Genomic DNA, 21,041 nt, shown 5'->3' on the forward strand with positions numbered 1-21,041 from the left:
ACCGGTCGCGGTCAGCCGGAGACGCTCGGGCGGCCGTTCTCGATGTGGCCCGTCAGGCGCCTGCGGAACGAGCCGCCGCCGTCCGCGGTCACTTCGAGGTCGTACCAGCCGTGCGCGTCGGCGGCGGAGTGCACCACGGTGCGGCTGCGCCCCGGCTTGACCGTGACGGTCCGCTTCCAGTCCCGCAGATCGGCCTCGTCGGCGTAACCGAGCGGCCGCACGACGAAGGTGACGGGCCTCTCGCCGCGGTTGCGGAGCGTCAGGTGGACGTCGCGGTCGTTGTGGTCGAGGTACGTGGTCACCTCGGCGGCGTCCGCGGCCCCGGCGCCCTCGAATTCCCGCCGGAAGCCGTTTGGCCCGGTAATCGTGAACCTATAGGCGCCGTTCGCCCCAGCGGTAAGGGGCACGCTCCATTGCGCCTTGCCCCTTACGTCCTTGTGCTGCGGCGCGGCGAACTCCTTGGCGTACGGGTAGAGCGCGAAGTGCGCGCTGGCCCGGCCGTTGTTGCTGAGCTGCACCTGGAGGGCGCCCTCGGCGACCCGGGCGTAGGCGTCCGGCTGGTACGGCAGCGGCCGGGCGGGCCGGGTGCCCTCTTCCTGGACGGGCATGCGCTGCTGGGCGGGCGGCTCGGGGCGCCAGCGTCCGCTCAGCGGCGGGATGGGGCCGGGGTGGGTCACGGCGGGCTGCGGCCTGCCCCGCTTGAAGTCGAAGGCGGAGGTGAGGTCTCCGGTGACGGTGCGCCGCCATGTGCTGATGTTGGGCTCGCGCACCCCGGTCCACTGTTCCAGGAAGCGGATCACGGAGGTGTGGTCGAAGACCTCGGAGCAGACGTAGCCGCCCACGCTCCACGGCGAGACGACGAGCAGCGGCACCCGCACGCCGAGCCCGGTGGGCTTGCCCTCCCACTGCTCGTCGGCCACCTCGGGCGGGGCGACGGGCGGCGGGACGTGGTCGAAGAAGCCGTCGTTCTCGTCGTAGTTGATGAGCACGACGGTGTGCCGCCAGACGTCGGGGTGCTTGCCGAGCGCGTCGAGCACCTTGTAGACGATGGTGGCGCTGTGCACGGGCGAGGAGACGCTGGGGTGCTCGGAGTCGAGCGCGGAGGGCACCAGGTAGGAGACCTCGGGCAGGGTGCCGGCGGCAACGTCCTTGCCGAAGGCGTCGGCGAGCGTTCCGGTGGGAACCCGCCTCAACCCCCGCTCGAACAGGCTGCGTTCGGCCTTGGTGAGCGTGGCGACACCCTGGTCGAGCAGCCCCAGAAGCCTCGCGCGCTCGGCGTTGTCAGTGGCATCCCGTACAACGGAGTAGAAGGACTCCATGAAGGTGTGCCCGCCGGTCTTGGCGAGCGCCTTTCGCGCGATGGCTTTGAAGGTGGTGAAGAACTCGATCTGGTTGTCGGTGAAGTTCTCCCACTCGGTGTACGTCTTCCAGCTGCGCCCGGCCTTTTCGAGCCGCTCGGCGTAGGTGCCCCAGCCGTACCCGGGATGGGTCCCCTCGTCATAGGCATCATTGCCGACAGCCCGCTGCCCATTGGCCTCGAACCCGGTCTTCCCACTCCACAGATGATTGCGATTGGGGCTGGTGGAGCTGTGGATGGAGGAGTGGTACGCGTCGCAGACGGTGAAAGTGTCGGCGAGCTCGTAGTGCAGCGGGATGTCCTGGCGGTCGTAGTAGGCCATGGTCGCCGAGGTCTTGGCGGAGACCCAGTTGTCCATCCAGCCGCCGTTCCAGGCCTTGGCACCGCCGCTCCAGGAGTGGTCGAGGGCACCTATGTACTGGAGGTCCTTGTGCTGGGTGGCGGCGGCGCCGCGCACGGGGAAGGGGAGGACGGTGCTGCCGAGCGGCCCGGGCTGCTCGAACACGGTTCGCCCACTGGGCAGTTGAAGGGCATTGCGGTCACCGAACCCGCGAACACCTCTCAGGGTGCCGAAGTAGTGGTCGAAGGACCGGTTCTCCTGCATGAGGATCACGACGTGCTTGACCGCGCTCAGCCCACCGGCGGGCGGCCCGGCGGCCATCGCCGACTGCAGCGAGGGCGGCAGCAGCGACCCGGCCGCGGATGCGCCGAGCGCGCCGCCGCCGAGTGCGAGCAGGCGGCGCCGTGAGATGTCCGTGGCCAAGTGGTCCTCCCGGGTTGTACGTGGTGAGGTGCGTCGGGGGGAACGGTAGTGACCCCGGGTGTCCCCCAGAAGGCCCACCCCCGGCCCCCCGATGAACGTCCAAGACCCCCTGCCGAAAGTCCAACCCCCTTCCCCCTCCTGGGGCCCCGCGCCCCTGGCAACGTCGGCCTTGGCCGGGTGTCCCTGCCCTTGAGGCCTTGGGGGAGTTTGAGGACGAACGCCCTCAAGGCGCGAACGGGTGTCACAGCGGGAAGAGGCGGGGTGGGGAAAAGCAAAGGGCGGCCCGCCCCGGGCGCATTACCGGGGTGGGCCGCCCTTCAGGGGCGTGGACGTGAGGGCTAGCCCTCGACGCCCAGCCGCTCCAGGATCAGCTCCTTGACGCGCGCCGCGTCGGCCTGACCACGCGTGGTCTTCATGACCGCCCCGACCAGCGCGCCAACCGCCGCAACCTTGCCACCCCGGATCTTGTCCGCGATCGCCGCGTTGGAAGCGATCGCCTCGTCCACGGCGGAGCCCAGCGCCCCCTCGTCCGAGACAACCTTCAGACCGCGCTTCTCGACGACCGCGTCCGGGTCGCCCTCACCCGCGAGGACACCCTCGATGACCTGGCGAGCCAGCTTGTCGTTGAGGGAACCCTCGGAGACCAGCGCCACGACCCGCGCGACCTGGGCCGGCGTGACGGGCAGCTCGTCGAGGGCGACACCCTGCTCGTTGGCGTTACGGGCCAGCTCGCCCATCCACCACTTACGGGCACCCGCAGCGTCCGCCCCCGCCTCGATCGTCGCGACGATCGGGTCGACCGCGCCCGCGTTCAGCATCGACTGCATGTCGTGCTCGCTGACGCCCCACTCCTCGCGGAGCCGGTTGCGCCGCACCCGGGGCATCTCGGGGAGCCCGGAACGCAGTTCCTCGACCCACGCGCGCGCGGGAGCCACCGGCACCAGGTCCGGCTCGGGGAAGTAGCGGTAGTCCTCGGCGTTGTCCTTGATGCGCCCCGAGGTGGTGGAGCCGTCGTCCTCGTGGAAGTGACGGGTCTCCTGCACGATGGTGCCGCCCGAGGACAGCACGGCCGCGTGCCGCTGGATCTCGAAGCGGGCCGCCCGCTCCACGGAACGCAGCGAGTTCACGTTCTTGGTCTCCGAACGCGTGCCGAACTTGTCGACGCCGTGCGGGCGCAGCGACAGGTTCACGTCGCAGCGCATCTGGCCCTTGTCCATCCGGGCCTCGGAGACGCCGAGCGCCTTGATGACCTCGCGCAGCTCGGCCACGTACGCCTTGGCGACCTCGGGGGCCCGCTCGCCCGCGCCCTCGATCGGCTTGGTGACGATCTCGATGAGCGGGATACCGGCCCGGTTGTAGTCCAGGAGCGAGTGCGAGGCGCCGTGGATGCGGCCCGTCGCGCCACCGACGTGCGTGGACTTGCCGGTGTCCTCCTCCATGTGGGCGCGCTCGATCTCCACGCGGAAGATCTCGCCGTCCTCCAGCTGGACGTCCAGGTAGCCGCTGAAGGCGATCGGCTCGTCGTACTGCGAGGTCTGGAAGTTCTTCGGCATGTCCGGATAGAAGTAGTTCTTCCGGGCGAAACGGCACCACTCGGCGATCTCGCAGTTCAGCGCGAGACCGATCTTGACGGCCGACTCGACGCCGATCGCGTTGACGACCGGGAGCGATCCGGGCAGGCCGAGGCAGGTGGGGCAGGTCTGCGAGTTGGGCTCGGCGCCCAGCTCGGTGGAGCAGCCGCAGAACATCTTGGTCCTGGTGCCGAGTTCGACATGGACCTCGAGGCCCATGACGGGGTCGTACGACGCCAACGCGTCCTCGTACGACAGGAGTTCGCTAGTCACGGTGAAACTTTCCCTCTCAGCCCAGCAGGACGTCGTCGTCGCCGAGGCGCTTCAGCTCGCGGTACAGCAGGGCGATACCGGTGGCGATGGCGGCGGCGGAGACGATCGCGTCGACGAGCTTCAGCGTGTCGTGCTCCAGGCGGGCCTTCTTGACCTGCTTCGCCACGCTGATCGCGCCGAAGGCGGTGGTGCCCATGGACAGGTACGTGCCGGCCTTGGACTTCTTGAAACCCTTGGCCTTGGTCAGTGCACTCACAGCGACGGAGCCTCCTCAAGCAGCGGGTGACCCCACTTTTCCACGAAGGCGGCCTCGACAGCGGCGCCCACCTTGTACAGGCGGTCGTCCTTCATGGCGGGGGCGATGATCTGCAGCCCGACCGGAAGGCCGTCCTCCGGCGCGAGGCCGCAGGGCAGCGACATGGCGGCGTTGCCCGCCATGTTGGTCGGGATGGTGCACAGGTCGGCGAGGTACATCGCCATCGGGTCGTCGGCGCGCTCGCCGATCGGGAAGGCGGTGGTGGGCGTGGTCGGCGAGACGATCACGTCGACCTGCTCGAAGGCCTTCTCGAAGTCGCGCGTGATGAGCGTGCGGACCTTCTGGGCCGAGCCGTAGTACGCGTCGTAGTAGCCGGAGCTCAGCGCGTACGTACCGAGGATGACGCGGCGCTTGACCTCGTCGCCGAAGCCGGCCTCGCGGGTGAGCGCGGTGACGTCCTCGGCGGACTTCGTGCCGTCGTCGCCGACCCGCAGGCCGTAGCGCATGGCGTCGAAGCGGGCCAGGTTCGAGGAGCACTCGGACGGCGCGATCAGGTAGTACGCGGAGAGCGCCAGGTCGAAGGACGGGCAGTCCAGCTCGACGATTTCGGCGCCGAGCGACTTGAGCAGCTCGACGGACTCGTTGAAGCGCTGGACGACACCGGCCTGGTAGCCCTCGCCGGAGAACTGCTTGACGACGCCGACGCGCATCCCGGCGACGGTACCGTTCTTCGCGGCCTCGACGACCGGCGGGACCGGCGCGTCGATGGACGTCGAGTCGAGCGGGTCGTGTCCGGCGATGACCTCGTGCAGGAGCGCCGCGTCCAGGACCGTACGGGCGCAGGGCCCGCCCTGGTCGAGGGAGGACGAGAAGGCGACCATGCCGTAGCGGGAGACCGCGCCGTAGGTCGGCTTGACGCCGACGGTGCCGGTGACGGCGGCGGGCTGGCGGATCGAGCCGCCGGTGTCCGTGCCGATGGCGAGCGGGGCCTCGTAGGAGGCGAGCGCGGCACTCGAACCGCCGCCGGAGCCGCCCGGGATGCGGGTCAGGTCCCACGGGTTGCCGGTCGGCCCGTACGCGCTGTTCTCGGTGGAGGACCCCATGGCGAACTCGTCCATGTTGGTCTTGCCGAGGATGACGACGTCGGCGTCCTTGAGGCGCTTGGTGAGCGTCGCGTCGTACGGCGGGATCCAGCCTTCGAGGATCTTCGAGCCGACGGTGGTCGGGATGCCCTCGGTGGTGAAGATGTCCTTCAGCGCCAGGGGCACGCCGGCCAGCGGGCCGAGCTTCTCGCCGGCCGCGCGCTTGGCGTCGACGGCGCGGGCCTGCGCGAGCGCGCCCTCGCGGTCGACGTGCAGGAAGGCGTGGACCTTCTCGTCCACGGCCTCGATGCGGGCCAGGTGGGCCTCGGTGACCTCGACGGCGGTGAGCTCGCCGGACGCGATCTTCGAGGCGATCTCGGCGGCGGTGAGCTTGATGATGTCCGTCATGTGATTAGTCCTCCCCCAGGATCTGCGGCACCTTGAAACGCTGCTGCTCCTGGGCCGGGGCGCCGGAGAGCGCCTGCGCGGGGGTGAGCGACGGACGGACCTCGTCCGCGCGCATGACATTGGTCAGCGGCAGCGGGTGGGAGGTCGGGGGTACGTCTTGGTCGGCGACCTCGGAGACGCGGGCGACCGCGCCGATGATGTCGTCAAGCTGTCCGGCGAAGTGGTCGAGCTCTTCGCCCTTCAGCTCCAGACGCGCCAGCCGGGCGAGGTGGGCGACCTCCTCGCGCGTAATGCCAGGCATGCAGCGATCCTCAGGGGTGAGTGATTGTGGTTTGGGCCCAATCCTATGGGGCGCGGCACCCTCACCACGAAACGGATTACCCGCTCACCCTCGGTCACCGCCCCCGTCCCCCGTCGCCGGGCTCTTCCCGGCCCGTCCGGGGATCTCCCACATCTGGTCATGCTCCGTTCACATCGCGTGTGCGGACGACTGGCTGACTTGGCGAAGTTGTCCAGCCAACTCGCCTCACCACGTCGTCCACAGAGAGGACCAGACCCGCCGTGTCCCCCCTCAGTACGCTCCGGCTCGTCGCGCCGGCCGGCCCCCGCGAGGGCGACAAGCTCGCCTTCCACTGGACCACCGACGCCCCCGATCCCAAGAACTGGATCGGCGTCTACGACGGCGACCGCAAGCCCGGCACCGGCTCCTCGCTGGTCTGGTCGTACGTCGCGGCCGCCTCCGGAGACCTCACGCTCGACACCTCGGGCCTCGGCGAAGGCGTGTACACCGCCTACCTCCTGGCCAAGGACGGCTACGGGATCCTCGCGCAGACCCCGCCGATCACCATCACCGCGAAGCCGCAGGTGGTGCCGCCGCACGCCGTGGTCGACTCCTTCACGACCGGGGAGTACGCGGCCGGGTCACCCGTGTCGGTTCCGCTCGGCCCGCTGTGGGTGCGGCCCGCGGGCAACCCCTCCGGAACCCCGTCCTTCCGGCGGCTGTCCGGCGACTCCTGGCTGGGCGTCGGCGCCGACGGCACGGTGACCGGAACGGCGCCCGCGCGGCCGGGCGCGCACCCGGGCCGGATCACGGTCGCGGTCAAGGACAGTGCGGGCACGAGCGACGTCGTCACCGTCCAGGTGCCGGTGCGCGCCGCCGGGGCGCGGCCGCGTCCGACGATCGCCTCGCTGAACCTCTGGGACGCGGGCGCGCACATCGACGGCGTACCGGAGAAGCTGCTGCGCCTCGTCCTCGGGCAGGGCCTCGACGTGCTCGCGCTCCAGGAGACGGGCGGCACCTCGGCCAAGCCCCTGGCCGACGCGCTGGGATGGCATGCCTATGACACCACGGCCGGCGCCGGCATCGTCAGCCGCTTCCCGCTCGCGGACACGGCCTCGCCGCTGCCCGGCACGGCGGCCGCGACCCTCCAACTCCCGGGCGGGCGGCGGCTGCGGCTCTGGACGGCCCAGTTGGACGAGGCCGCGTACGGGCCCTATGCGCTGCGGGACGGGCGCACCCCCGCCGAGGTCGAGGCGGCCGAGCTCGCGAGCGCGCGGTACCGGCAGGCGACCGCGCTGCTCGCCGCGATGAAGGGCGACCTGGCCGCGCGGAACACTCCGGTCGTCCTTGCGGCCGGGCTCGCCTCGCCCTCCCACCTGGACCGGGCCACCAAGGTGCGCTGGCCGGTGACGGTGGCGCTCGGCGCGTCCGGCCTGCACGACGCCTTCCGCGAGGCCCACCCGAACCCGTCCCGCGAGCCCGGCACGACGTGGTCGCCGGTGCGGCCCGGGGAGCCGCAGGACCGTATCGACCAGATCCAGTACGCCGGGCCGCTGCACGTGGAGGCCGCGTACGCGCTGGTCACGGGCTGGCCGAAGCCGGTGCCGGACACCGCGGGGAACGGCTGGCCGTCGGACCACGCGGCGCCGGCGGTCACCTTCACGGTGCGCTGAGCCGCCACACGCCCCTTCCGCCTTCCGCCGAGCCACCTTGCGCTGAGCCCGCGGTATGTGCCGTTCCTCCTCCGCCGCGCCCTCGGCGCGTCCCGTTCCACCGTGCGCCGAACCACCTCGCGCTGGGCCCGAGGCGCGTCCCTTCTCCGCCCGCCGGGTCCACGCCCCGTCCCGCAGCCGATCGATCCTGACCCGAAGGACTCCTCCGTCATGACTCCGCTCAGCCGTCGCGCCTTCGTGGGCGCGTCCGCCGCGACCGCCGCCGCTGCCGCCGTCGGCCTGCCCGAACCCGCCACCGCGGCCCCGCGCCCGAAGGGCAGCATCGAGGACGTCAAGCACGTCGTCGTCCTGATGCAGGAGAACCGCAGCTTCGACCACTACTTCGGCGCCCTCAGTGGCGTCCGGGGCTTCGACGACCGCCAGGCGCTGACGTTCCCGAACGGCGACTCCGTCTTCCGTCAGCCCGACGCGGGCCGCTCGGACGGCTTCACGCTGCCGTTCCGGATGGACACGACGAAGTACAACGCCCAGAACGCGGGCGGCCTCCCGCACGACTGGGGCACCGGCCACACCGCGATCAACGGCGGCGCGATGAACAAGTGGGTGGCCGCCAAGGGCGAGCGCACCATGGGCTACTTCACCCGCGAGGACATCCCCTACCAGTACGCCCTCGCCGACGCGTTCACCCTCTGCGACGGCTACTTCTGTTCGCAGGCGGGCCCCACCGACCCCAACCGCCTCTACCTGTGGACGGGCACCTGCGGCCCCGGCAAGGACGGCACGACCGGGCCCTGGACGGACAACACCCCGGTCACCGACAACCCGGTCGCGGACTGGACGACGTATGCCGAGCGTCTGGAGGCGGCCGAGGTCAGCTGGCGGGTGTACCACAACCCGTCCAAGGACGACCGGTACGGCGACTACGACGACAACGCGCTCTCGTACTTCAAGCAGTTCCACAACTTCGCGAAGGACGACGCGCGTTACGTCAACGCGATGACCAAGTTCGACCCCGCGGCCTTCGACAAGGACTGCAAGGACGGCACGCTGCCGACGGTGTCCTGGCTGGTGGCGCCGTATCTGTTCAGCGAGCACCCCTCGGCGGGGCCCGACTACGGCGCGCACTGGGTCGACCAGGCGCTCCAGTCGCTGTTCTCGAACCCGGAGGTGTGGAAGCACACGGTCTTCCTGGTGATGTACGACGAGAACGACGGCTACTTCGACCACGTACTGCCGCCGTCCCCCGAGCCGGGCACGCCGGACGAGTTCGCGGCGGGCCGCCCGATAGGCCTCGGCAACCGCGTACCGCTGTGGGCGATCTCCCCGTGGTCACGCGGAGGCTACGTCAACTCCCAGGTCTTCGACCACACTTCGGTGCTCCGCTTCCTGGAGCTGGTCACGGGGGTGCGCGAGCCGAACATCTCGGACTGGCGCCGGGCGGTGTGCGGCGACCTGACGACCTGCTTCGACTTCACGAAGCCGGACTATTCGATCCCGAAGCTCCCGGACACGGTGGCCCTGATGGCGAAGGCGGACGCGGGCAATGCCCTGCCCGCGGTCAAACTGCCCCCGAACGGCGGCCAGTCGATGCCCACCCAGGAGCCGGGCACCCGCCCGCACCGCCCCCTGCCGTACCGCCCCTGGGCCGACGTCACGGTGAACCGCACGACGGGCCGGGTCACCTGCACCCTGGCCAACCACGGGAAGGCCGCCTTCCACTTCACGGTGCTGCCGAACGCGGTGAAGCCCTTCACCGGCACCCCGTTCACGGTCGCCCCGGGCGCGTCGAAAACATACATCTGGGAGACCTCGGAAACCGACGGGCGCTACGACTTCACGGTCCACGGCGCCGACGGCTTCGTACGCCGCTTCTCGGGCACGCTCACCCACCACGACACCCCGGCCCCACTCCCCTCGGCGACCGCGACCCTGCACGGCCGGACCCTGGACCTCCGCCTCCGCAACGAGGGCCCGTCGGAGGTCTCGTTCACCGTGGCGGACGACCGCGCTTCGCGCGTGGTGTGGGTCCCGGCGGGCGGCCGTTCCTCGCTCAACTGGCCGGTGCGGGAGGGAAGTTACGACGTTACGGTGACGGCATCGAGCGGAACGCGCTTTGCCCAACGGTACGCGGGCACGGTCCACGGGGCCTAGCGCGACCCCGGGCGCGCAGGGAGCACCCCGCCCGCGCAGCTCCCTGCGCCCCCAACCCCGCCTTCACCCGCGAACCGTGGGCGCTACTCTCGCAGTTCCCCGCACCCCAACCCCGCCTTCACCCGCGGACCGCGGACGGTTGCTCGCGCAGTTCCCCGCGCCCCTGAAGGCCGCGTTCATTTGCGGGCCATGCGTGGCTGGCGGCGCAGTTCCTCGCGCCCCTGGCCGGGGCGTCCCTCGCGGCATCGGTTCTGGGTGGCAGCGGCGTCTTCAGCCCGTCATGGGGGTCCCCCTGGCCCTTGAGGCCTTGGGGGAGTTTGAGGACGAACACCCTTCACGCGCGAAACGGGGTCTGGGGCGGAGCCCCAGGGATGGGAGCCGGGTCACTGGACGGGCTGGCCGGAGCCCTGCGCCTCCGCCTCCGCCCGCGCAGCCGCCGCAGCCGCCGCGATCTCGGCGGGCCGATGCCACCCGGAGTCCCCCCGGGCAAGCAGCCAGGCCGTAGCCTCAGCGGGCGGCATCGCCGCAGCCACCAGCCACCCCTGCACCGCATCACACCCCAGATCCCGCAACCGCTCCCACGTCTCGTCGTCCTCGACACCCTCCGCGACCACCAACAGCCCCAGCGAGTGCGCGAGATCGACGGTGCAGCGCACAATCTCCGCGTCCTCGTTGTCGATGGCGAGCCGGGCCACGAAAGACCGGTCGATCTTCAACTCGCTGACCGGCAGCCGCCGCAGATGCACGAGCGAGGAGTACCCCGTACCGAAGTCGTCGAGGGACATCTTCACGCCGTGCCCGGTCAGCCCGGCCAGGGTGTCGGCGGCCCGCTGCGGGTCCTCCAGGAGAACGTGTTCCGTTATTTCCAGCTGGAGCGCACCGGCCGGGACGCCGTGCCGGGCGAGGCGGGCGGCGACGGCCCCCGCGAAGCCGGGCGTGTGGACGTCGCGCGGGGACACATTGACGGCGACCGGGACCTTGAGACCCTGGGCCCGCCACCGCGCCACCTGGGCGAGCGCGGTCTCCAGGACGTACTCGGTGAGGTGCGGCATCAGCCCGCTGGACTCGGCGATCGCGATGAACTCGTCCGGAGAGACCCGCCCGCGCTCGGGGTGCACCCAGCGCACCAGCGCCTCAAGTCCCGCCACCTGGCCGTCGAACTGGACCTTCGGCTGGTAGTGCAGCTCCACGTCCCCGGCATCGAGCGCGCGCCGCAGATCGCCCAACAGGCCGAGTCGGTCAGGGGTGTTGGAGTCCCGCTTGGACTCGTAGACCTCGACGCCCGTACGGTCCCGCTTGGCCTGGTACATCGCGACGTCGGCCCGGCGGAGCAGCCCCTCGGCGTCCAGCGCGTGGTCGGGGAAGAGCGCGACGCCCGCGCTGGCCTCCAGGACGAGGGTCAGCCCGTCCAGGTCGAGCGGCGAGGACAGCTCGGCGACGAGGCCGCGGGCTGTCCGCATGGCGCTGGTCGCGGAGTCGCAGACGGGCAGGAGCACGGCGAACTCGTCGCCGCCCAGCCTGGCCGCCTCCGCGCCCCGCGGCAGAGCCGCCCTGAGCCGTTCGGCTATCTGGAGGAGGAGGCGGTCTCCGGCGAGGTGCCCGAGGGTGTCGTTCACCGACCGGAAGCGGTCGAGGTCGATCAGTACGAGGGCTGAGCGGGTGCCGCTGCTCTCCGCCGCCTCCAGGGCCGACCAGGTGCGCTCCAGGAGCCACTGGCGGTTGGGGAGGCCGGTGAGCGTGTCGCGCAGTTGCTCCTCGGCGCGGGCCCGGGCGATCCAGAGCGTCGAGTCGAGGGCGACGAGCGGCACCGCGAACAGCGGCAGCAGCACGGGCACCGACATGGCGACGACGCAGATCAGCGGGGCGATCCCGAGCAGCGCGACGGCCACCAGACCCTGCCTGAGCAGGGCCGTACGGGCGACAGTGGGCAGCCCGCCGCCGCGGGGCGCCAGCGCGTACCAGAGCAGCATCCTGGTGAGCAGCAGATACGTACCGGCCGCGAGCACGATTTCGGGGGCGGTGGCGATGCTCCACTGGGTGGGCCACCACGGCTGTGCCACGCCCGGGGCCACACCGAACGCGGCCAGGACCAGGCCCGCGGCTCCTATGCCGAGGATGTCCACCGCGCCGTGCAGCACGCCCTGGCGCCAGCGGTTGCGCCGCGCGGCGCCGACCAGGACCACCACGGCCAGGCTGACCAGCGCGGCCGGCAGCCAGCCGTACAGGAGCAGCACGGCGATGGTGAGGGCGGCGCCCGAACCGGTGCCGCCCCACCAGCGCTCACGGCCGAGCGCGACGAGATGGCCGACGATGATGCCGGTGAGGACGGCGAGCGACCAGCCCGTCGTCCCGCCCGGGAACAGCGCGTCGCCGTGCTGGACCGCCCGGTAGAAGCCGATGGCGAGGACCACGCCCGCGAGGCCTGTGACAACGGCCGTCAGTCTGGACGAAAATCCCGTGAACCCGCGCAGCCTCACGGCCGGGGCGGTGCTCTCGGTCGGTTTCATTCCCGTCCCTCTCACAGCCGGCAGTGCCCGTGCACGCGATGGCCCCGATGTCATGCCACCACGACTGGTGCTGAACCCCAACCGCTCCACCAGCAGAGGCCCTCAGCCGTGCACGACAGGCGCACATCTCAACAGTAGGCCGCAGAAGGCTCTGTCGGGCAGCGGTCTACAGCTCTTGCCCGAATGCGACCCAGCCACCCGCATCGGTCTGCTATGCGCCGAACGGGTGACTCCGCGCAGCCTCCAGGCCCCCTGTTACTACCCTCCTTTGTGTCTCATTCCCCCTCTGGGGCGTTGGGCATCGCGGCTTCTCTTGCCGCGTCGGGCCCTTGTTCCAGCAGAACGGCGAAGCCGTCCTCGTCCAGAACCGGAACCTTCAGCTGCATCGCCTTGTCGTATTTGGAACCCGGGCTGTCGCCGACGACGACGAACGAGGTCTTCTTGGAAACGGAACCGGTGACCTTGGCTCCGCGGCTCTGCAGCGCCTCTTTCGCGCCATCTCTGGTGTGCCGCTCAAGAGTTCCGGTCACGACGACGGTGAGGCCCTCCAGCGGGCGCGGCCCCTCGTCCTCGCCGGTGTTCTCGTCCTCCATGCGGACGCCGGCGGCCTTCCACTTGCGCAGGATCTCCTGGTGCCACTCCTCGGCGAACCACTGCTTGAGGGAGGCCGCGATGATGCCGCCGACGCCCTCGACCGCGGCGAGTTCCTCCTCGGTGGCCTGCTCGATGCGGTCGATGGAGCGGAATTCGCGGGCCAGCGCCTCGGCGGCGACCGGGCCGACGTGGCGGATGGAGAGCCCGGTGAGGATGCGGGCGAGCGGGCGCTCCTTGGCGGCCGCGATGTTCTCCAGCATCGAGACGGCGTTCTTGCGCGGCTCGCCGTTCATGTTGGCGAAGACGAGCGCGATCTTCTCCTCGCCGGTCTTGGGGTCGCGCTTGGGCAGTCCGCTGTCCTGATCGAGGACGTACGCCTTGATGGGCAGGAGCTGATCCATGGTGAGGTCGAAGAGATCGCCCTCGTCGAGGAGCGGCGGGGTGGCCGGCTCCAGGGGCTTGGTGAGGGCGGCGGCCGCGACGTATCCGAAGTTCTCGATGTCGAGGCTCTTGCGGCCGCCCAGGTAGAACAGCCGCTCCCTCAACTGGGCGGGACAGGACTGGGCGTTGGGGCAGCGAAGGTCGATGTCGCCCTCCTTCATCGGACGCAGCGCGGTCCCGCATTCCGGGCACTCGGCGGGCATCTCGAAGGGGTACTCGCTGCCATCCCTCAGGTCGGCGACGGGGCCGAGGATCTCCGGAATGACGTCCCCGGCCTTGCGCAGCACCACGGTGTCGCCGATGAGGACGCCCTTGGCCTTGACGACGTCCTGGTTGTGGAGGGTGGCGAACTCGACCTCGGAGCCGGCCACGGTGACGGGCTCGACCTGGGCGTAGGGGGTGACGCGGCCGGTGCGGCCCACGCCCACGCGGATGTTGACGAGCTTGGTGTTGACCTCTTCGGGCGCGTACTTCCAGGCGATGGCCCAGCGCGGGGCGCGCGCGGTGGAGCCGAGGCGGCCCTGGAGGGGGATCTCGTCGAGCTTGACGACGACGCCGTCGATCTCGTGCTCCACCACCGAGTGCCGGTTCTCGCCCATGTAGGCGATGAACTGCCGTACTTCTTCGAGGGACTTGACGACCTTGTTGTGCTGGGCGGTCGGCAGACCCCATTCGCGCAGCAGGTCGTATGCCTGCGAGAGGCGGTCGATGTCGAAGCCCGCGCGGGCGCCGATGCCGTGCACCACCATGTGCAGCGGTCTGGTGGCGGTGACCTTGGGGTCCTTCTGGCGCAGCGAACCGGCGGCCGCGTTGCGCGGGTTGGCGAACGGCTTGTCGCCCGCTTCGACCAGGCGCGCGTTCAGGCCCTCGAAGGCTTCCATCGGGAAGTAGACCTCGCCCCGGATCTCGACGAGCTCCGGGACGCGGTCGCCCTTGAGGCGGTCCGGGATGTCGGCGATGGTGCGCACGTTGGGCGTGATGTCCTCGCCGGTGCGGCCGTCGCCGCGGGTGGCGGCGCGGGTCAGCCGGCCGTGCTCGTACGTCAGGTTCACGGCGAGGCCGTCGACCTTCAGCTCGCACAGGTAGTGGTAGTCGGCGGTGCCCACGTCCTTGGCCATGCGCTCGGCCCAGGCCGCCAGTTCCTCGTCGTCGAAGGCGTTGTCCAGGGACAGCATCCGCTCGCGGTGCTCGACCGACGCGAAGTCCGTCTCGTAGGCGCCCGCCACCTTCTGGGTCGGCGAGTCGGGTGTGCGCAGCTCGGGGTGCTCGTCCTCCAGGGCTTCGAGCGAGCGGAGCAGCTTGTCGAAGTCCCCGTCGCTGATGACCGGTTGGTCCTTCACGTAGTACCGGAAGCGGTGCGCCTCGATCTGCTCGGCGAGGAGCGCGTGCTTCTCCCGTGCCTCCGCGGGCACCGCTGCGTTCTGTTCGCCAGCCACCGTCATGTCCTCCCGTTTCCCGTCTTCCCCGTCACTCAGGGTTGTCCGCGAGCGATCTCGCCGCCCGGACGCAGTGGGCGAGCACGGCCCGGGCATAGGCCGGGGACGCACCCGCCATACCGCATGCCGGTGTGATCACCACGGACTCGCTCAGAGTCCCCGGATTCAGCCCCAGCCTGCGCCACAGCGTCCTGACACCCATGACGCTACCGGCAGGGTCTGACAATGGGCCGTCGGTGCCCGGCACCACTCCGGCGAAGAGCTTGATGCCGCTCTCGGCGGCTTCGCCGATCTGCTCGTCATCACGCTCGGTGAGCAGCGAGAAATCGAACGACACCCCGGCGGCGCCGGCCCGCCGCAGCAGGGCGAACGGGACGTCGGGCGCGCAGGAGTGGACGACGACGGGGCCGTCGTGCACGGCGACGACGTCCCGCAGTGCGGCCTCCACGACCTGCCGGTCGACGGCCCGGTGGGTGCGGTATCCGCTGGCGGTACGGATCTGCCCGCGCAGCACGGAGGTGAGGGAGGGCTCGTCCAGCTGGAGCACGAGCTGGGCGCCGGGGACCCGGCGGCGTACGTCGGCGAGGTGGTCGCGCAGGCCCTCGGCGAGCGATCCGGCCAGGTCGCGGCAGGCGCCGGGGTCGCCGAGCGAGAGCTCGCCGTTGCGCAGCTCCAGGGCGGCGGCCAGCGTCCACGGCCCGACGGCCTGCACCTTCAGCGGCCCGGTGTATTCCTGGGTGAACTCCTCCAGGGCGTCGAGGTCCTCCCCGAGCCAGGACCTGGCCCGCCGGGTGTCCCGGCCGGGCCGGTCGCTGACGCGCCAGCCGCTGGGCTCCACATGTCCGTACATCTCGACGAGGAGCCCGATGGTCCGCCCGATCATGTCGGCGCCGGGCCCGCGCGCGGGCAGCTCCGCGAGGTGGGGGAAGTCGCCGCTCGCCCCGTCGGCCCCGATCAGCGATCCGGTGACGGTCCTGGCGGTCTCCCGCGCGTCGCCGCCCGGCATCGAGCCGACGCCGGTGGCGGGCCCCCAGGGGAAATTGCTCTGTTCGCTCACCCCGGAAGCGTACGCAACCGGGGGCGGCGCCCGGTCCCGGCTACTTGCCGGGGCGCACGGTGAGGTCGTTGACCTCGGCGTCGGCCGGCAGGTCGATGGCCATCACGATGGTGGTGGCCACCGACTCGGGGTCGATGAAGCGCGACGGGTCGTACTCCTTGCCCTCCTGCGAGTGCACCTTGGCCTGCATGGGGCTCGCGGTGCGGCCCGGGTAGACCGAGGTCACGCGGACGCCATTGGCGTGCTCCTCGTGGCGCAGGGAGTCGGCGAGCGCCTTGAGGCCGTGCTTGGAGGCGGCGTACGCGCCCCATTCGGCATGCGCGTTGAGGCCGGCGCCGGAGTTCACGAACACCACGTGGCCGCGCGAGGCGCGGAGTTGGGGCAGCAGGTGGCGGGTGATCTCGGCGGGCGCGATCAGGTTGACGTTGAGCTGCTGGTGCCAGGTCCTGGGGCGCAGCTCGCCGACGGGGCCGAGGTCGACGATGCCCGCGATGTGCAGCAGCGAGTCGAGCTGCTCGGGCATCGGCTGCTTGTCGAAGGCCCAGGAGAGGCGGTCGGGGTCGGCGAGGTCGCCGACGAGGGTGCGGGCGCCCGGGTGGCGGGCGGCGAGCTCCTTGGCGCGTCCGGCGTCGCGCGCGAGCAGGATGAGCTCGTCGCCGCGCTCGTGCAGCCGGCGCGCGACGGCCGCGCCGATGCCGGAACCGGCCCCGGTGATCAGATGAGTAGCCATGCCTGCCATGGTCCCACTGGTCCTCACCCTGCTGGATGCCGAGGCCCGCCGCGGGAGCGGCTGATGTCACAGCTTCCAGGCAGGCGAGCGCGGCAACCCCGTCCTCGGCGCAGGCCAGCTCGGTGAATGGGCCATCGCCCTACTGGATGCCGAGGCCCGCCACGGGAGCGGCTGATGTCACAGCTTCCAGGCAGGCGAGCGCGGCGACGCCGTCCTCGGCGCAGGCCAGCTCGGTGAACGGGCCATCGACCTACTGGATGCCGAGGGACTCTTCCAGGTAGGCGAGCGCGGCTACGCCGTCCTCGGCGAAGAAGACCAGCTCGGTGAGGGGCACGGGCAGGAAGCCCTCGTCCTCCATCCGGCGGAACTGCTCCTTGAGGCCGTCGTAGAAGCCCGCGGTGTTCAGCAGGACGACGGGCTTGGTGGTCTTCCCGTGCTTCTTCAGCTCCAGGATCTCGGTGGCCTCGTCCAGGGTGCCGGTGCCGCCCACCATGATCACGACGGCGTCCGACTTCGCGAGCAGCAGGGCCTTGCGCTCGGCGAGGTCCTTGGCGATGACCATCTCGTCGGCGTTCTTGCGGGCCTTTTCCGCGAGGAAGTCGACCGAGACGCCGACGAGTTTCCCGCCCGCCTGCTGCACCCCGTCGGCGACGACCTTCATGAGTCCGCTCTCGGAGCCGCCCCACACCAGGGTGTGCCCGCCCTTGCCCAGCAGCTCGGCGAACTCCTTCGCGGGGCGGGTGTAGCGCTCGTCGAGGTCGGCCGCGGAGAGGAAGACGCAAATGTTCATACGGCAACAATACGAAAGGGCGGCGGGGAAGAAGAACCGTCCGGCGAGCGCTGCACCTCTTATGACGACTGGACATCGCATCACCATCGAGCGGGGCACCGAGCACGTGCGGGTCGTTCGCGACGGGCAGGTGCTCGCCGAGAGCAGCCGTCCGCTGCTGCTGCGCGAGACCGGCCTCCCCGTCCGCTACTACCTCCCGCCCGAGGACGTCCGCACCGACCTGCTGACCCCGTCGGACACCCACACGTACTGCCCGTTCAAGGGCACGGCCTCCTATTGGTCGCTGCCCGAGGCGGCCGACCTGGTCTGGTACTACCCCGACCCGAAGCCGGACGTGGCCGAGATCAAGGACCACCTGTGCTTCTACGAAGTGGAGACGGTCAGCGAGTAGTCCGGTCCCGGCTCAGGTCCGCGCGGCGACCTGGAACGTGCGCCGGTAGGCGACCGGGGAGACGCCCAGGACGGAACGCATGTGCTGGCGCAGCGAGTTGGCCGTGCCGAAGCCGGCCCGGTGGGCGACCAGGTCCACCGGGAGGTCGCTGGACTCCAGGAGCTGGCGGGCCAGTTCGAGGCGCTGGGAGGTCAGCCAGTTGCCGGGTGTCATGCCCGCCTCCTCACGGAAGCGGCGTGTGAACGTGCGCAGGCTCATCCGCGCATGGGCGGCCATCTCTCCCAGCGAGAGCGGTTCCTGGAGCCGGCCGAGGGCCCACTCACGGGTGGCCGCGGTGCTGGCGAGGGTCGGCTCCGGGACCGGGCGCTCGATGTACTGGGCCTGCCCGCCGTCGCGGTACGGCGGGACGACGCAGTGCCGGGCGGCCCGGTTGGCGACCGCGCTGCCGTGGTCGCGGCGTACGAGGTGCAGGCACAGGTCGATACCGGCGGCGGCGCCGGCCGAGGTCAGCACGTCGCCGTCGTCGACGAACAGGACGCCCGGGTCCACCTCGATGCGCGGGAAGGTGCGCGCGAAGGCGGCGGCGTCGCACCAGTGCGTGGTGGCGGGCCGCCCGTCGAGCAGCCCGGCGGCGGCCAGGACGTAGGACGCCGTGCAGATGGACACCATGCGGGTGCCGGGCCGGATCCGCTCGAAGGCGCGGGCCAGCGGCTCGGGCAACGGGCCGCCCTCGGCCATCGCACCGAGGTCGTGGGTGGGCGGGATCACCACGGTGTCGGCCGCGGCGAGCGCCTCGGGGCCGTGGTCGACCGCGACCGAGAACCCTGCCTCGGTGCGCACCGGCCGCCCGTCGGCGGTGCACACGGTCACCTCGTACAGCCGCTCACCGTCCGGCCCCTGTGCGCTGTCGAAGATCCGGGACGGGATGCCCAGCTCGAAGGAGACCACCCCGTCGAGTGCGAGCACCGCCACCTGGTGGACTTTCCGTCGTGCAGTCATGGCCAGATTCTGTCACATCATGGCCAAACGGCCAGCACCACGATGCCCGCCCTGGGTGCAGGCTGGTGCTCCCACCAGCGGAAACACCCCGAAAAGGATCAGACATGTCCCAGACCATGCGCGCCATCAGCCCCCTCAGCTGGGGCGGCCCCGAAGTGCTCGCCGAGATCGAGACCGAGCGGCCCGAACCGGGCCCGGCCGAGATCCTGGTGCGGGTGCACGCGGCCGGCGTCAACCCCGCCGACTGGAAGGTCCGCGCGAGCGGCGGTCTCGCGGTGATGGGCACGCCGCCGATCCTCGGCTGGGACGTCTCCGGCACGGTCGAGGCGGTGGGCTTCGGCGTCACCCTGTACCGGCCCGGCGACGAGGTGTTCGGCATGCCGCGCTTCCCGCACCAGGCGGGCGGGTACGCGGAGTACGTCACCGCCCCGGCCCGGCACTTCACGCGCAAGCCCGCCGGGATCGACCACATCCAGGCCGCTGCGCTGCCGCTGGCCTCGCTCACCGCGTACCAGTCGCTGATCGAGACGGCTCGGCTGACCGCCGGACAGAGGGTGTTGATCCACGCGGCGGCGGGCGGCGTCGGCCACCTCGCGGTGCAGATCGCCAAGGCGCACGGCGCGTACGTCATCGGCACGGCGAGCGCCGCCAAGCACGACTTCGTCCGGGGCCTGGGCGCGGACGAAGTGATCGACTACACCGCGGTCGACTTCACCGAGGCGGTGCGGGACGTGGACGTCGTCCTCGACCCCATCGGCGACGCGTACGGCAACCGTTCCCTGAAGGTGCTGCGCCGTGGCGGCGTCCTGGTCTCGATCGCGTCCGCGGACGAGGACGGGCTGCTCACGGAGGCGGCCGACCTGGGCGTCCGGGCGGGCTTCACCCTGGTGGAGGCGGACTACGCGGGCATGCGGGCGATCGCGGCGCTGGTCGAGGAGGGCCGGCTGCGTGCCGAGATCGACTCGGTGTTTGAACTCGCGGACGCGGCCAAGGCGCACGAATACGGCGAGCGGGGCCGCACCAAGGGCAAGCTCGTGCTGCGGGTCGTCCAGGGATGACCCTCATTTAGGGGTGGGCTTCTTTGAAGCGGGCGCCTTCTTGGACGCCCGCTTCAAAGCCGGGCGCCTCTAGACGCGCGCCGCGGCCCGCTCGGTCGTCGCGATGGTCGCCGAGCCCACCACGCGCGTGCCGTCGTACAGGACGATCGCCTGGCCGGGAGCGACGCCGCGGACCGGCTCGGTGAACGTCACGTTCAGGACGCCGTCGACGAGCTCGGCGGTCACCTCGGTCTCGCCGCCATGGGCGCGCAGCTGCGCGGTGTACGTGCCGGGGCCCACGGGGGCGGTGCCGCACCAGCGGGGCTTGATCGCGCCGAGGGCGGTGACGTCGAGGGCCTCGACCGGGCCCACGGTGACCGTGTTGTTCACCGGGGAGATGTCGAGGACGTAGCGGGGCTTGCCGTCGGCGGCCGGGTGGCCGATGCGCAGGCCCTTGCGCTGGCCGATGGTGAAGCCGAAGGCGCCCTCGTGGCTGCCGATCTTCGCGCCGGACTCGTCGACGATGTCGCCCTCCGCCTTGCCGAGGCGGTCGGCGAGGAAGCCCTGGGTGTCGCCGTCGGCGATGAAGCAGATGTCGTGACTGTCGGGCTTCTTGGCGACCGCCAGGCCCCGGCGCTCGGCCTCGGCGCGGATCTCGTCCTTGGTGGTGAGGGTGTCGCCGAGCGGGAACATCGCGTGGGCGAGCTGGCGCTCGTCGAGCACGCCGAGGACGTACGACTGGTCCTTGGCCATGTCGGAGGCGCGGTGCAGCTCGCGGGTGCCGTCCTCGTTGAGGACGACGGTCGCGTAGTGGCCGGTGCACACGGCGTCGAAGCCGAGCGCGAGGGCCTTGTCGAGCAGCGCCGCGAACTTGATCTTCTCGTTGCAGCGCAGGCACGGGTTGGGGGTGCGGCCGGCCTCGTACTCGGCGATGAAGTCCTCGACGACGTCCTCGCGGAAGCGTTCCGCCAGGTCCCAGACGTAGAACGGGATGCCGATGACGTCCGCGGCGCGGCGGGCGTCCCGGGAGTCCTCGATGGTGCAGCAGCCGCGGGCCCCGGTGCGGAAGGACTGCGGGTTCGCGGAGAGCGCCAGGTGCACGCCGGTGACGTCGTGGCCCGCTTCGGCGGCCCGGGCGGCCGCGACGGCGGAGTCCACGCCGCCGGACATGGCGGCGAGTACGCGCAGGGGGCGCGGGGAGGTCATCGGCGAGGGCTGCGGCGAAGTCTGAGTCATAGCACTCGT

The 21,041-nt window shown here is 71.1% G+C and carries 16 protein-coding genes; 4 read left to right on the forward strand and 12 right to left on the reverse strand.

Going from position 1 to position 21,041, the window contains the following annotated elements:
• Positions 1 to 11 precede the first annotated feature (11 nt).
• The 5 genes from ABD346_RS19965 to gatC form a co-directional block, all read right to left on the reverse strand.
• Entirely contained in the window at positions 12 to 2,120 is a 2,109-nt protein-coding gene (locus ABD346_RS19965) for a phosphocholine-specific phospholipase C (protein WP_344376532.1), read from the reverse strand.
• A gap of 338 nt (positions 2,121 to 2,458) precedes the next feature.
• Positions 2,459 to 3,964 carry an Asp-tRNA(Asn)/Glu-tRNA(Gln) amidotransferase subunit GatB gene (gatB, locus tag ABD346_RS19970; protein WP_344376534.1) on the reverse strand — a complete coding sequence of 502 codons (1,506 nt, stop codon included), beginning with the start codon at positions 3,962 to 3,964 and terminating at the stop codon, positions 2,459 to 2,461.
• Positions 3,965 to 3,980: 16 nt separating this feature from the next.
• Positions 3,981 to 4,220, reverse strand: a complete 240-nt coding sequence (locus ABD346_RS19975; RefSeq protein WP_189963931.1) for a hypothetical protein — start codon at positions 4,218 to 4,220, stop codon at positions 3,981 to 3,983.
• Entirely contained in the window at positions 4,217 to 5,710 is a 1,494-nt protein-coding gene (gene gatA / locus ABD346_RS19980; protein ID WP_344376536.1) for an Asp-tRNA(Asn)/Glu-tRNA(Gln) amidotransferase subunit GatA, read from the reverse strand. Before gatA ends, ABD346_RS19975 begins: the two co-directional genes overlap by 4 nt.
• A gap of 4 nt (positions 5,711 to 5,714) precedes the next feature.
• Positions 5,715 to 6,011, reverse strand: a complete 297-nt coding sequence (gene gatC, locus ABD346_RS19985) for an Asp-tRNA(Asn)/Glu-tRNA(Gln) amidotransferase subunit GatC (protein WP_003966094.1) — start codon at positions 6,009 to 6,011, stop codon at positions 5,715 to 5,717.
• Positions 6,012 to 6,271: 260 nt separating this feature from the next.
• On the opposite strand from gatC, the gene ABD346_RS19990 reads away from it, so the two are divergent.
• The gene (locus ABD346_RS19990) at positions 6,272 to 7,663 is read left to right on the forward strand and encodes an exonuclease/endonuclease/phosphatase family protein (protein ID WP_344376538.1); all 1,392 of its coding nucleotides are present in this window, start codon (positions 6,272 to 6,274) and stop codon (positions 7,661 to 7,663) included.
• A gap of 210 nt (positions 7,664 to 7,873) precedes the next feature.
• Positions 7,874 to 9,814, forward strand: a complete 1,941-nt coding sequence (locus ABD346_RS19995) for a phosphocholine-specific phospholipase C (RefSeq protein WP_344376540.1) — start codon at positions 7,874 to 7,876, stop codon at positions 9,812 to 9,814.
• 383 nt (positions 9,815 to 10,197) lie between these two features.
• Here the strand turns inward: ABD346_RS19995 and ABD346_RS20000 are convergent, their stop codons facing one another.
• The 5 genes from ABD346_RS20000 to ABD346_RS20020 all read right to left on the reverse strand — a co-directional run bounded on the left by ABD346_RS20000 (position 10,198) and on the right by ABD346_RS20020 (position 17,369).
• On the reverse strand, positions 10,198 to 12,321 hold the full coding sequence (locus ABD346_RS20000; protein ID WP_344376542.1) for a putative bifunctional diguanylate cyclase/phosphodiesterase: 2,124 nt from the start codon (positions 12,319 to 12,321) through the stop codon (positions 10,198 to 10,200).
• 275 nt (positions 12,322 to 12,596) lie between these two features.
• Entirely contained in the window at positions 12,597 to 14,798 is a 2,202-nt protein-coding gene (ligA, locus tag ABD346_RS20005; protein WP_381229174.1) for an NAD-dependent DNA ligase LigA, read from the reverse strand.
• A gap of 25 nt (positions 14,799 to 14,823) precedes the next feature.
• Positions 14,824 to 15,798 carry a methionine synthase gene (locus ABD346_RS20010; protein ID WP_344376748.1) on the reverse strand — a complete coding sequence of 325 codons (975 nt, stop codon included), beginning with the start codon at positions 15,796 to 15,798 and terminating at the stop codon, positions 14,824 to 14,826.
• A gap of 91 nt (positions 15,799 to 15,889) precedes the next feature.
• Positions 15,890 to 16,579 carry an SDR family oxidoreductase gene (locus tag ABD346_RS20015; protein ID WP_344376544.1) on the reverse strand — a complete coding sequence of 230 codons (690 nt, stop codon included), beginning with the start codon at positions 16,577 to 16,579 and terminating at the stop codon, positions 15,890 to 15,892.
• Between the two features lie 250 nt (positions 16,580 to 16,829).
• A complete protein-coding gene (locus ABD346_RS20020; RefSeq protein ID WP_344376545.1) occupies positions 16,830 to 17,369 on the reverse strand; it encodes an LOG family protein in 540 nt (179 codons plus the stop codon).
• Positions 17,370 to 17,430: 61 nt separating this feature from the next.
• On the opposite strand from ABD346_RS20020, the gene ABD346_RS20025 reads away from it, so the two are divergent.
• Positions 17,431 to 17,760 carry a DUF427 domain-containing protein gene (locus ABD346_RS20025; protein WP_344376546.1) on the forward strand — a complete coding sequence of 110 codons (330 nt, stop codon included), beginning with the start codon at positions 17,431 to 17,433 and terminating at the stop codon, positions 17,758 to 17,760.
• Between the two features lie 12 nt (positions 17,761 to 17,772).
• Here the strand turns inward: ABD346_RS20025 and ABD346_RS20030 are convergent, their stop codons facing one another.
• Positions 17,773 to 18,759 (reverse strand): GlxA family transcriptional regulator, encoded by a 987-nt coding sequence (locus tag ABD346_RS20030; RefSeq protein WP_344376548.1) that lies wholly within the window; start codon positions 18,757 to 18,759, stop codon positions 17,773 to 17,775.
• 104 nt (positions 18,760 to 18,863) lie between these two features.
• Here ABD346_RS20030 and ABD346_RS20035 point away from each other — a divergent pair, with 104 nt between their 5' ends.
• Complete coding sequence (locus ABD346_RS20035) at positions 18,864 to 19,817, forward strand: NADP-dependent oxidoreductase (RefSeq protein WP_344376549.1); 954 nt, start codon at positions 18,864 to 18,866, stop codon at positions 19,815 to 19,817.
• 69 nt (positions 19,818 to 19,886) lie between these two features.
• Here ABD346_RS20035 and mnmA read toward each other — a convergent pair whose 3' ends face one another.
• Entirely contained in the window at positions 19,887 to 21,032 is a 1,146-nt protein-coding gene (mnmA, locus tag ABD346_RS20040) for a tRNA 2-thiouridine(34) synthase MnmA (protein WP_344376551.1), read from the reverse strand.
• Between the last annotated feature and the right edge of the window lie 9 nt (positions 21,033 to 21,041).

Source organism: Streptomyces mauvecolor, assembly GCF_039532965.1.
GTDB classification, from domain to species: domain Bacteria; phylum Actinomycetota; class Actinomycetes; order Streptomycetales; family Streptomycetaceae; genus Streptomyces; species Streptomyces violascens.